The sequence below is a fragment of the Providencia sp. TYF-12 genome, assembly GCF_041344805.1.
GTDB classification, from domain to species: domain Bacteria; phylum Pseudomonadota; class Gammaproteobacteria; order Enterobacterales; family Enterobacteriaceae; genus Providencia; species Providencia huashanensis.
Map to the genome: position 1 here is coordinate 4281713 of NZ_CP166833.1, position 12383 is coordinate 4294095.

13 protein-coding genes and 1 pseudogene are annotated in these 12383 nt (G+C 41.6%); 7 read left to right on the top strand and 7 right to left on the bottom strand.

The genetic code is table 11. The annotated features are described in order from the left end of the window. Positions 1 to 153 precede the first annotated feature (153 nt). Both nrdD and nrdG read left to right on the top strand, forming a co-directional pair. Positions 154 to 2298, top strand: a complete 2145-nt coding sequence (nrdD, locus tag ABE954_RS20010) for an anaerobic ribonucleoside-triphosphate reductase (protein WP_208292493.1) — start codon at positions 154 to 156, stop codon at positions 2296 to 2298. Positions 2299 to 2302: 4 nt separating this feature from the next. Then, positions 2303 to 2767, top strand: a complete 465-nt coding sequence (gene nrdG / locus ABE954_RS20015; protein WP_042845954.1) for an anaerobic ribonucleoside-triphosphate reductase-activating protein — start codon at positions 2303 to 2305, stop codon at positions 2765 to 2767. On the opposite strand, the gene ABE954_RS20020 is transcribed toward nrdG, so the two are convergent. Further along, on the bottom strand, positions 2764 to 3213 hold the full coding sequence (locus ABE954_RS20020) for a YhbP family protein (RefSeq protein WP_181468820.1): 450 nt from the start codon (positions 3211 to 3213) through the stop codon (positions 2764 to 2766). The genes nrdG and ABE954_RS20020 overlap by 4 nt on opposite strands. A 278-nt stretch (positions 3214 to 3491) precedes the next feature. After that, positions 3492 to 3743 (bottom strand): DUF1471 domain-containing protein, encoded by a 252-nt coding sequence (locus ABE954_RS20025; protein WP_042845722.1) that lies wholly within the window; start codon positions 3741 to 3743, stop codon positions 3492 to 3494. 270 nt (positions 3744 to 4013) lie between these two features. Here ABE954_RS20025 and ABE954_RS20030 point away from each other — a divergent pair, with 270 nt between their 5' ends. Further along, positions 4014 to 4352, top strand: coding sequence for a GIY-YIG nuclease family protein (locus tag ABE954_RS20030; RefSeq protein ID WP_048605870.1), 339 nt, complete (start codon positions 4014 to 4016; stop codon positions 4350 to 4352). Here ABE954_RS20030 and ABE954_RS20035 read toward each other — a convergent pair. Together ABE954_RS20035 and ABE954_RS20040 are read right to left on the bottom strand one after the other, a co-directional pair. After that, a complete protein-coding gene (locus ABE954_RS20035; RefSeq protein ID WP_042845724.1) occupies positions 4325 to 4828 on the bottom strand; it encodes a GNAT family N-acetyltransferase in 504 nt (167 codons plus the stop codon). The two genes, ABE954_RS20030 and ABE954_RS20035, sit on opposite strands and share 28 nt — an antisense overlap. Further along, positions 4822 to 5346 (bottom strand): SCP2 domain-containing protein, encoded by a 525-nt coding sequence (locus ABE954_RS20040; RefSeq protein ID WP_042845726.1) that lies wholly within the window; start codon positions 5344 to 5346, stop codon positions 4822 to 4824. Before ABE954_RS20040 ends, ABE954_RS20035 begins: the two co-directional genes overlap by 7 nt. A 516-nt stretch (positions 5347 to 5862) precedes the next feature. On the opposite strand from ABE954_RS20040, the gene ABE954_RS20045 reads away from it, so the two are divergent. The 4 genes and pseudogenes from ABE954_RS20045 to ABE954_RS20060 all read left to right on the top strand — a co-directional run bounded on the left by ABE954_RS20045 (position 5863) and on the right by ABE954_RS20060 (position 8698). Further along, complete coding sequence (locus tag ABE954_RS20045) at positions 5863 to 6858, top strand: peptidase U32 family protein (protein WP_042845728.1); 996 nt, start codon at positions 5863 to 5865, stop codon at positions 6856 to 6858. A gap of 17 nt (positions 6859 to 6875) precedes the next feature. Further along, positions 6876 to 7751, top strand: a complete 876-nt coding sequence (locus tag ABE954_RS20050; RefSeq protein ID WP_042845730.1) for a U32 family peptidase — start codon at positions 6876 to 6878, stop codon at positions 7749 to 7751. A gap of 107 nt (positions 7752 to 7858) precedes the next feature. After that, positions 7859 to 8189: pseudogene (locus ABE954_RS20055) on the top strand (type II toxin-antitoxin system PrlF family antitoxin). Positions 8190 to 8206: 17 nt separating this feature from the next. Next, positions 8207 to 8698: a type II toxin-antitoxin system YhaV family toxin gene (locus ABE954_RS20060; protein WP_336432227.1), complete on the top strand. Its 492-nt coding sequence runs from the start codon at positions 8207 to 8209 to the stop codon at positions 8696 to 8698. On the opposite strand, the gene ABE954_RS20065 is transcribed toward ABE954_RS20060, so the two are convergent. From ABE954_RS20065 to ABE954_RS20075, 3 genes are read right to left on the bottom strand one after another with little or no spacing between them, the layout of a single operon-like run. Continuing rightward, positions 8695 to 9849, bottom strand: coding sequence for an ABC transporter permease (locus ABE954_RS20065; RefSeq protein ID WP_129466607.1), 1155 nt, complete (start codon positions 9847 to 9849; stop codon positions 8695 to 8697). The genes ABE954_RS20060 and ABE954_RS20065 overlap by 4 nt on opposite strands. Next, on the bottom strand, positions 9849 to 10994 hold the full coding sequence (locus ABE954_RS20070; RefSeq protein WP_042845732.1) for an ABC transporter permease: 1146 nt from the start codon (positions 10992 to 10994) through the stop codon (positions 9849 to 9851). The genes ABE954_RS20065 and ABE954_RS20070 overlap by 1 nt, the downstream gene beginning before the upstream one ends. A gap of 11 nt (positions 10995 to 11005) precedes the next feature. Beyond that, complete coding sequence (locus ABE954_RS20075) at positions 11006 to 11977, bottom strand: HlyD family secretion protein (RefSeq protein ID WP_042845733.1); 972 nt, start codon at positions 11975 to 11977, stop codon at positions 11006 to 11008. Between the last annotated feature and the right edge of the window lie 406 nt (positions 11978 to 12383).

Here is a 12383-nt window from a genome sequence, read left to right on the forward strand (position 1 = left end):
GCTGCTAAAAAAAAGCAATATCCTACATATTGTGCTTTAATTATATCAATTGGCACAATATGTAGTATTTATTCACATTTTATCCACAGAAGAGTCGTAATAATCAAGATCAAAAATACTTTGATTAACGCTGTGGATAACTTAGCAAGGAGAATGACAGTGGGAACGGTTGTGATTAAAAGAGATGGTTGTCAGGTCAACTTTGACCTTCCACGAATTCAGGAAGCCGTTAAACGTGCTGCTGCCGCAGTAAATGTTAAGGATGACGATTACTGTCTTCAAGTTGCAACTATAGTTAAAGAGCAACTTTGCAGCCGAAACCAAGTGGATATTGCCGAGATCCAAGACGCCGTAGAAAACCAATTGATGGCTGGGCCGTATAAGGACTTAGCACGCGCTTATATTGAATATCGCCACGATAGGGACAGCGAACGCGAAAAACGTAGCCAGCTGACTCATGATATTCGAGGCCTTATAGAACAAAGCAACGTCTCGTTACTCAATGAAAACGCAAATAAAGACAGTAAGGTCATCCCAACTCAGCGTGATTTACTCGCAGGGATCGTCGCAAAGCACTATGCTAAACAACATATTTTACCTCGTGATGTCGTGATTGCTCATGAAAAAGGCGAAATCCACTATCACGACCTCGACTATGCCCCTTTCTTTCCAATGTTTAACTGTATGTTAATTGACCTTGAAGGCATGTTAACTAACGGCTTTAAAATGGGAAATGCCGAAATAGAACCCCCGAAATCTATTTCTACCGCAACAGCAGTAACAGCACAAATCATTGCACAAGTTGCGAGTCATATTTATGGCGGTACAACAATTAACCGTATTGACGAAATTTTAGCGCCATATGTCGCAATCAGCTACGAAAAACACCTAAAAGTCGCCAAAGAATGGGGAATTGCAGACGCAGAAGGTTATGCCCAAAGCCGTACCGATAAAGAATGTTATGACGCCTTCCAATCATTAGAATATGAAGTTAACACACTACACACCGCGAATGGCCAAACCCCATTTGTCACCTTTGGTTTTGGTCTTGGCACATCAAAAGAAGCCCGATTAATTCAGCAATCTATCCTCAGAAATCGTATTGCAGGGTTAGGTAAAAACCGTAAAACAGCCGTTTTCCCTAAACTCGTATTTGCGATTAAAGATGGCTTAAATCATAAGCTAAGTGACCCTAATTACGATATCAAACAACTCGCTTTAGAATGCGCCAGTAAGCGCATGTACCCCGACATTCTTAATTACGATCGTGTTGTTGATGTCACTGGCTCATTTAAAACACCAATGGGTTGTCGCAGTTTTCTGGGTATATATGAAGAAAATGGGCAACAAATTCATGATGGACGCAACAATCTAGGGGTTATCAGCCTCAACTTGCCTCGTATTGCTATCGAAGCACAAGGCAGTGAAGATGCATTTTGGGCATTACTGGATGAACGCCTCGCTATCGCGAAAAAAGCCTTAATGACTCGTATTGCCCGCTTAGAAACAGTGAAAGCCCGCGTTGCCCCAATCCTCTATATGGAAGGTGCTTGTGGTGTAAGGTTAAAAGCTGATGATAATGTTGCTGAAATATTTAAGCATGGACGAGCATCAATTTCCTTAGGTTACATTGGGTTACATGAAACAATCAATGCACTCTTTGGTTCAGAAACGCATGTGTATGACAGCGAAAAACTGCGCGAAAAAGCAGTGGCTATCGTCAACCGCTTACGCCAAGCTACTGATGAATGGAAAGTTCAAACAGGCTACGGTTTCAGCTTATACAGCACACCAAGTGAAAACCTGTGTGACCGTTTTTGCCGTATCGACACCGCTGAATTTGGGGTTATTGCTGGTGTCACAGATAAAGGCTACTACACCAACAGCTTCCACTTAGATGTTGAAAAACAAGTCAACCCATACGACAAAATTGACTTTGAAGCCCCTTACCCTGCTCTCGCGAATGGCGGTTTTATCTGTTACGGCGAATACCCGAACTTACAACATAATGTTAGGGCGCTGGAAGATGTGTGGGACTATAGCTATCAGCACGTCCCTTATTATGGAACCAACACACCAATAGATGAATGCTATGAATGCGGCTTCTCTGGTGAGTTTTCCTGTACCAGTAAAGGGTTTACTTGCCCTGCTTGCGGAAACCATGACACCAACCGAGTTTCTGTTATTCGCCGAGTTTGCGGTTATTTAGGTAGCCCAGATGCTAGGCCCTTCAATGCGGGGAAACAAGAAGAGGTGAAACGTCGTATTAAACATCTAGGTAATGGTCAATTAGGTTAATATGATGAATTACCACCAATATTACCCCGTTGATGTTGTTAATGGTCCAGGTACCCGCTGTACACTGTTTGTTTCTGGCTGTGTGCATCAGTGCCGCGGTTGCTATAACCAAAGCACATGGCGGGTGGATTCCGGCGTACCATTTACCCAAGAAATGGAAGATCAAATCATTCAAGATTTGCAAGACACGCGTATTCGTCGGCAGGGCTTGTCCCTGTCCGGTGGAGACCCGCTACATCCCGCCAATTTGCCAGCGATACTCAAGCTAGTGAAGCGAGTAAAAACAGTCTGCCCAGATAAAGACATTTGGGTATGGACGGGATACAAATTGAATGAGCTTACCCTTGAGCAACAAAAGGTGGTCAGTTTTGTGAATACCTTGATTGACGGTAAGTTTGAGCAAAATTTGCACGACCCACGTTTAATTTGGCGTGGCAGCGCAAATCAGGTGATCCACCATTTGCGCTAAGCTTCTCGGGTCCAATGTAATTTTGTACCAAATCCCAATTTATTATCCACCATTTTGACATTGTCTAAGTGAAGCTGCCAAATAGGCAGTTTCGCTGTCAATGCCACAGGAAAACGACGGCAGTACTCTGTTCTAGCTAGTTGTTCTGGTTTACTTTCCAACCTTGCTATTTTGCCGATAAATTGAATACCTTGTATCTGATTGACCGTTTTCGATTGTGTCGAAATCGTCCCAGCGACTTGTGGGTTAGCTACCATCAATTGTCCATGTTTCGAACTGGCATCAGTCATTAAAATCAACGACATAGTTTTCGCATCAAATGCATAATAACAACTGGCAGGCCAGATATCATTGTGATGATGAGCAAATAAGGAAAAAACGTGTTGGCGGGCGATATAGCGCTGGATGTGTTGTAAGGTTTGTTCAGGGGTCATAGCGGTTTCCATATAAACCCGTTCAGAACAAGCTCTTGGAGATAACCCCGTGAGCTTGCTTAAAATGTTCTGAACGTAGGCGTAAATTCGCTATTACTATAGCCTAACTAATTAGAAAATGGTTCTAATTAACTTGGCTTTTTAGGCTATCTCACCTAAGTCTTTACTCTAAATAATTCGAGTTGTAGCTAGGCGGCAAGTAAACGAGGCGCTAGAGGCATACATAAGTATGTGACTAGTGCGAATAAACACGGCCAACAACACTACGGCTCGAAGTATGACGAGTAAATTTATTTATAGATAGCTGCTGTACCACTCATTGAATTCTCACCGCCAGCAGAAATGACACGGAATGAGGTCGCACCAGCTTCATCAGCTTTTTTGGCTAATTGTGCGGTAAGGTCATTTACGCTCACAGCACCTGTTACAGATACATAACCTGCAGCCGGTTGGCTAGAATGTTGAACTTCATCAGCTGCCATTGAACCAAATGAAACAGCACCTAAAGCTAAAGCAGCAGCGAATAATGTTGATTTTTTCATGGTATGTTCCTTTTAACAAACTTGATTTTTAGTTGGGATTTTTACTGTCCCTCTGTGATATGGATCATATTATGCGCTTTAACTCAGAATGAAAATTAGCTAATTTTGCTATAGTTATTCAAATTATTTGAATCAAAACCTAACTTGAGGTTACGGATTTGTGACAGTTTTATATCATTTTTCATTTAAAATTTAATATGTTATAAACATCTTTCTTAACGAATATATTCGTTGTTAACCTATTGTTTTATCTCAACACGCCAGCACAAAATGATAAAAAACACATCAAAAAAAAGCGAAGATCAGCAAAGTAATTGGTATCTTTACTTAGTAAGAGAGAAAAATAATGCCTTGTATTGTGGTATCACGACAGATGTGCAACGCCGTTTTGAACAACATAAAGCGGGTACAGGCGCAAAAGCATTGAAAGGGAAAACGCCACTTATATTAGCTTTCTCGTGTTTTGTCGGTTCACGATCAACTGCCTCACAAGTGGAATATCAAATTAAGAAGTTGAATAAAAAGGTAAAAGAAAGGCTGGTCATTGACCAGCCTGATAATCTCATTGATTACTTAGCTAACTATAAATTACTGAAGTGTGAAGAATAAGTCACTAGGCCTTGATGAGCCCCTATTTCGCCATTTTCGAGCCCACATATCAGGAAATGGGTTTGTTGTTCAGGCCATTGGCAATTCACTCCTTGTTTTGAGGCTGGTTCAAAACCAAAACGTGAATAGTAACGCTCATCCCCTAAAACGACGACAGCACCATAACCAAATTCATTCAGGCTATCTAACCCTTCATAAACCAATTTTTCACCAATGCCTTGGCCTTGGTGAGCTTTACTAACCGCTAAAGGAGCTAACCCAACCCATTGTACGTCTTCACCATTGACATCAACAGGTGTAAAGCCTACATAACCAATGACTTCGCCGTTGTCATTGGTCGCAACAACACCAAGCGTTAATAAGCCGTCTTCTCGCAAGTGCTGAACAAGGTTAGCTTCCGCTTCTGTTGGAAAAGTTTCACGCAATAGCTTATCAATTCCCATTGCATCGACTGGGATTTCAACTCGAATTAGCATGAAGTTAACGCAGGCGATTTGTGCTCTACGTCCTCGCTATCATGAACCGTTTTAATCACCTCAGCCAATTGCAGTAAAGCAAAACGCAGCGGAGCCGGCATATTTTCCAATTCAAAAGCATCCATTAAGTTTTTAACGTATAAACCTAATTCGGTGTCCCCTTCAATCACCAAGCGACGTTGGAAAAATAAAGTATCGGGATCTTCTTTACGTGCTGCTATCAAAATAAGGTCGTTTGCATTACCACTAACGCTGACATCAGCTTGTGCGTTCTGTTTAACGGCTAATTGGCCATCTTGCAAACTGATAAACCACACCAATGATAAGTCACGAACTTCAACTTTTAGCCATTTATCCTCGAGAAAATCGAGTTCCCCTTCTTTGACTGACTCACGAAATTGCCAACTTAGTAGCTGTTCAAGCACATGGCGTTGCACAGCAAATGGGGTCACTTTTAAAGGTAATTTCAAAAATGAAGGACCTTTTGTGATGAGTTGAGAACGAATTTTACCTAGCACAGTACTGACTCCCGTCTTAATTGTCTGCCCGTTTTCGGGTAACTACTCAACAACAGTAGCAGCTCGAATTATTTAGGGTAACATATTGTATATTCAATTAGTTAAACAAAATATTTGTAGTTAATAACCCCAATTACTGAGATCATCAATACACTATTTAGCTCACGATGAGTTATCTTGCCAAAAAAACACCTTATTGGTCTGATCCTATATCAATTTTTGCCCATGTCACCCATATTTATTTTTAACAAAATGGATAGTTTCTATTGGTGGCTTTTACCACAAATCATGATCAATAAATAACCAAAAATGACTTAATATCCAGATTTATGAAACGGGTCTAATTTTATTCTTTAGTGCCCTAACTCACAAAAAAGTCACTCACTAATTCAGTCACCCACAGCCTTAATTAACGAATACTGATATCCATTAACAATTTCTCTGCTCTAAATCAAAATCTATAACAGTTCCCTTGACTAGAATGTCCGTTGTTAAATTTTATACAGGGATAGGCCAATGGAATTACTCTGCCCAGCAGGGAATTTGCCTGCGTTGAAAGCCGCTGTCGATAACGGCGCAGATGCTGTTTATATTGGGTTAAAAAACGATACCAATGCGCGCCACTTCGCAGGGCTCAATTTCACTGAAAAAAAGCTGCATGAAGCAGAGCGCTACATTCATAACCATAATCGCAAATTGCATATTGCGATTAACACATTTGCACACCCTACCGGTTATGAACGTTGGCAAAACTCCGTCGATCTTGCTGCGGATTTAGGGGCTGATGCGTTAATCTTAGCCGATATCGCGATGTTAGAGTATGCAGCAAACAAGTACCCGCATATCGAAAGACACGTATCGGTTCAGGCTTCAGCCACCAATACAGAAGCGATCCGCTTCTATCAGCGAAACTTTCAAGTACATCGTGTTGTCCTTCCACGCGTTTTATCTATTCATCAAGTAAAACAACTCGCTAGAAATAGCCCTGTGCCGCTTGAAGTGTTTGCTTTTGGTAGTTTATGCATCATGGCTGAAGGCCGTTGTTATTTATCTTCCTACTTAACGGGCGAATCACCAAACACCGTAGGCGCTTGCTCACCAGCTCGTTTTGTTCGTTGGCAGCAAACAGAAAATGGTATGGAGTCTCGCCTGAATGACGTCTTAATCGACCGCTACCAAGAACATGAAAATGCAGGCTACCCTACTTTGTGTAAGGGGCGTTACCTTGTCGATGGTCAAAAATACCACGTCCTAGAAGAACCAACTAGCCTCAACACGATTGAACTGTTACCAGAACTCATGGCCGCTAGTATTGCTTCGGTTAAGATTGAAGGCCGCCAGCGCAGCCCTGCTTATGTCACGGAGGTAACACGGATTTGGCGCCAAGCGATTGACCGTTACAAAGCCAACCCTGATAACTTCACCACCGACCCTAAATGGCTAAAAGTATTAGGTGGGCTTTCAGAAGGCAGCCAGACGACTTTGGGTGCTTATCATCGCAAGTGGCAGTAATTGAAAAGGTAAATATTATGCAGTACTCATTAGGATCGGTTCTTTATTACTGGCCAAAACACACATTAAGTGAATTTTATCAGTGCGCAATCGAAAGTGAAGCCGATATTATCTACCTTGGAGAAACGGTTTGCAGTAAGCGCCGAGAAATGAAACCCAATGATTGGATAGAGCTCGCCCAACAACTGGCCAAGAGCGGCAAACAAATTGTTCTGAGTACCCTTGCCCTTCTTCAAGCCCCTTCCGAACTTAAAGAAATCAGCAAGTTAGTTGATAATGGTGAGTTTCTCGTTGAAGCCCATGATTTTGGTGTGGTCAACATGTTAGTCGAAAGAAACCTTCCTTTTGTCGCTGGGCACGGGTTAAATTGCTATAACGCACAAACTTTAAATATTTTATTACGCCAAGGTATGACGCGCTGGTGTATGCCTGTAGAGCTATCTCGTGATTGGCTAATTAATTTGCTCAATCAATGTGATGATATTGGTATCCACGGTAAATTTGAGGTGGAAGTGATGAGCTACGGTCATTTACCTCTGGCCTACTCTGCCCGCTGTTTTACGGCTCGTTCAGAAAATCGGCAAAAAGACGAATGTGAGACTTGCTGTATTAACTACCCCCAAGGGCGCAAGGTTCTTTCTCAAGAACAGCAGCAAGTATTTACCTTAAATGGTATTCAAACACTCAGTGGCGCTTGCTATAACCTCGGCAATGACCTGTATTCAATGCATGACCTTGTGGATATTGTGCGCATTTCACCTGAAGGCATTGAGACCCTTGAGGTAATCAAGCAGTTTAAAGCCAATGAAAATGGGGAGATCCCGTTGAATATTATCAACCAAAATTGCAATGGTTACTGGCGACAAATTGCAGGGTTGTCGATGGTGCCTTAAGCCTATTACCCACCTCATAACCACCTATCCTCAGTGTAATGCAAATGCATTGCACAATGCATTTGCATTACACTGAGGATAGGCTGGAAATTTTTGAAGTAAATAAAATGATTGATATAAACCCAAACACTGTTTCTTTACGTGCAAAATCCCGCCTTACCGAACGCAGTCAAACAACTATCCCTGCGGCCATACATGATGCTTTAAACTTACAACCTGTTGAAATAATTGAATATTCGCTATTAGCAGATGGTAATGTCATTATTTCTAGGCAAACAAACGCCCATGAGGACCCTATAGTTTCTCAATTTCCTAGAAAAAGATATGAAAGAAAATCCACGATACATTTATCCTGTGCCTGTAGCATTATGGAATAAGGTCAATGAGCTTACTGCGGATATCGACATTGATTTAGATGCACCACTTACTGATAGTTAATCATGGAGTCACAGGGAATGTTAGAAATTAACGGATGGAAATTTTTTTTTCACTCATGTTTCTTAGAACAGTTAGTTGCATTAGTCAGTACAGTACAAACCTTAAAAAAATCTGCCCCAATAGGCTATAAAAAGAAAGCTCCCACAAAATTACTCGCTGCAATTAATAAAGTGATAACAGAACGAATTGCAGTCAACCCACTTGACCCAATTTTTTACCAAGGCAATACCTTAGGAACGAAACACAAACATTGGTTTCGGGCTAAATTTTTACAGCAGTTCCGTTTATTCTTTCGTTGCAGTGAAAAAGATAAAATCATCATTATTAGTTGGGTAAATGATTTCAGTACATTACGTTCATATAGTTCCAAAAATGATGCCTATCAAGTATTTGCCTCAATGCTAAGCCCTCCTGATGACTGGGAAACCTTAAGCCAAGAAGCAAAAATGGCAACAAAAGCCGTTGATCCTAACTCAGCCATAGGTTTCCTACTCAAAAATAACAATTAATGCCGATGCCTACGCCAACGGTTAAACATATGGCTAATATGGCGTAACTCTCCATCTCTTAGCATGCCAATAAACACACCAATAACCGTATAAATTACACCAAGTGTTAGCATCATAACGATATCCATCAACACCTCACTAAACGGCAATCCCATTTGGTTAAGGCCTGCCATGGCGTTTGTGGCCCATGTTGATGGCAATGCTGAAGCAATCATACGTACCCAATCTGGCATCGCTTGTAATGGCCAAATAGTGCCTGACATATAAAACACTGGCGTAGTGATAAACGCTAACGTTAAATAGATCATTTCAACACTGCGCAAGCATTCTGTTACCAACTTGCCTAGGCCAATAACCGCTAATAGGAACGGGAAGGTAAATATCCAAATTAAGTACAGCGGTGCTTCTTGCCGGAAGCCCAATACCCATGGCCAAAGTGCAAAAAAGACCGTAGATAAAAACAACCAAATGGGTATTAACGCAGATAATGCTCCCAAATAAACGGCTAAAGGCGGTTTACCTTTCGGTGTTGAACGGATCGCAATACTGACGCGCACACAAGCGATCAACAAGGAGTGCTGTAACAACATCACCAATAAACCTGGGAAAACAATGGCCGCAAAGCTGACTCCGGGGTTATACAACGGCTCAGTTTCACTGCGGACTGGGGTAATGATAACTTTGGCTTGTTCTTTGCTATAACCTGCTTTTGTTAGTAATTGCGTATTATAAGCGTTTAAAAGAGTTTGATATGCTTTTGAAAGCTCTTGTTGAATTTGGCCGCTAGCGAGGCGGTTAGTCGCATCACCATAGACAGGGACAGTAATGCTTTTACCACTTAGTAAATGCTGCTGAAAATCGGTTGGAATGATAATTATCGCAAATAATTTTCTAGCGATCATATCCTGACGAGCCTGCGCAAGGTTATCATAACCATGCAATTGTACTTTTGGCGTTGCGTCTAAATCACGGATTAGTTCGCGGCTAGCAGTGCTATGGTCCATATCGATCACGGCAACAGGCAAATCCCATAAAACAGGTTTTGCATAGACCAAACTCATCACGCACAATGAGACTAAAAGTAGTAGCCACATCGGCTTTTCTAACATACCCAGTAGCACTTTACGGAAAGTCGCAAAATAGACCGCCATTAAACTTCCCCTCCTTGAGTTGCAAGCCGCTTAACCAAGCGTTTACGAACTAAAAAGGCAATTACGACAGGGTAAATTAATAAAAACAAACAAACTTCTACAATTCGACCAAACGAAATTTCCCGTAAGAAAATATCGAACATTGCATTAAGTGTATGCGTAAGGGGTTCAATATTAGAAATAATTCGCGCGGGTAAAATCATCGATAATTCAGGCACAGCCATTCCTGAGAACGCTAAAGCGATACTCACTAGCATCCCTATTAAGCTATAAGCCATAATAGCACTAGAGGTAAAGCTAAATAGTAATACCCCAATACTTTGTGCCGCTATCACATAAAAGAAGCCTACCACCAGCATATACAATGGGTTACCCACCACTTTAGCATCAAAAATGGTCACGAGTGCAGCAAGTTCAATTGCCAACAATGTCGTGAAAAATAACGTATACGGGGCCATCTTCCCTAATAGGGCAGTAGCGAAAGGTTTAACGCTTTGTAAAGTGCTCCCTCGCGACATAGTATAAATAGTCGCTGTGACGACAAACAGCTGTAACATATGAATAGTCGCAGCAAACTGCTGGTAATAAATATAACTACCACTCGGATTGAACAAGCTGTCATAAGAAAGTGTCACTTGCGCCAACGGCGGTAGTGCTTTTCCCATCGACCTCGCCAGTTCTTGGCGATACTTTGCATTTAGCTCCGCAACTAAGCCGCTAAAGTCTTGAATTGCATAACTTCCCGATGCGTAAAATAAAGCGTTGTAGTACATACGCAGTTCAGGTTGGCGCCCTCTTAACACATCCTCTTCAAAATCATGGGGGATGTACAGTAATGCATAATCTTTTGAGCTGCCTAATCTTTTTAAGGATGTATTCAGATTGTCATCGATAGTTTTTACATCTGCGTGAGGGCCTGAATTCAAGTCGCGAATAATTTGCCGAGATACTGGACTATGGTTGTCATCTACCACTGACACAGGCAAATCCATCAGCGTTCCTTCTGAAAAGTTAGAACTCACCAACGTAAACAACATCAATGGAAACAACCAGCTCAACCAGTGAAAAACAGGGCTACGGATAGCCATTTTAGTTTCACGGCTAAAAGCATGCTCGAAGCCTTGCCAAGCGAACTTTAATTTCATGGCAACACCTTTTACTTATCCCAGTGCCATAGCACACTCATACCGGGCCGCAGCCCATCAATTGGCTCTAATGGATATAAACGAATTTCAAACGTTTTTAAATCAAAGTCACCAGTTGCACGGGTTGCACGCTTTGTTGCGTAATCACCTTTTGGTGCAATATAACGAACCTCAGCCTCAATCACCTTATTGCCTAATGCGGGCACATCAAGTTGAACTTTATCGCCTTTTTTCACATTGACTAAAATATCTTCTCTCAAGTTATAAATGAAATAAGCCTGAGGTAAGCGAATTAATGAAATTAACGGGCTGCCTGCATTGAATAGTTCACCTATTTCTGCTGGGATAGGGCCGACTTCACCATCAACAGGCGCTCTGACTTGTAGGTCATCAACCTGTACTTGTAGCTCTGTAAGTTTTTGTTCTGCTTGATTCAGAGCTGCTTCGTATTGTTTTCGTAACTCAACACGATCCCCATTCTGCCCCTCTTCTAACCGAGCTTTTGCACCTTGTACTTGAGAATATGCAACATCTTTGGCTTTACGGGCATTATCAAGTTCATTTGCTGAAACATACCCTTTGCTTTTTAAATTACTCAAACGCGCATATTCGCGAGAAGCATTTTGATATTGTGAGTTTGCTTGCGCTAATGTGGCTTTAAGGTCCCGAATAGTCTCTGCTCGGGTCCCGTTAATCGATTGTTCGAGCTGAGCTTTTGCTTGGTCCCTTGCCGCTTTTGAGGCTTCGTATTGCGCTTGCAACTCAGGGCTTTCTAACGTTAATAAAAGCTGCCCTTGTTTGACATCGTCCCCACGCTCGACATGGCGTTCAACCACTCGCCCCTTCGCTTTTGAGGTGACAATAACTTCAGGTGCATCCACTTCTCCCTGCAACAATAAATATTGATTATGGGAATGAAAAAGTGCAGCTGCTGCTATTAAAATGAGCATCAGCAAAATCAGTACTATTGTTCTTTTTTTCATTATTTATGTGAACCTTAAATAATAACGGGGGAAACTATCATCCCTAGAGTATGACAAGAAAATTAAATACAGCGTTAATAAATTCGTGCGCAAGATCACGAAAAGGTAGGGCATTGTCTAATATTGAATCGATTTTTTTCTTATGTCAAATAATGATGAATGTCCTTTACTCAAATGTCGATTACTTAACCAATGACTTACGGTATAATCACTCGCCAAATAAAGACTAAAAATAGACGCTAAAGTGAATCACTCCCGCAATGCAAAATATAACGAGCCATGTTCTAAATAGTTCACATTGTGGGTAGGCGACAAGAGAAGACATCTTGGGGAGCGTACATCAGTATATGACCCAAAGAGCTGAACGTAGTCAACCTCCCATAACGTGCACATGACGAGCCATGCT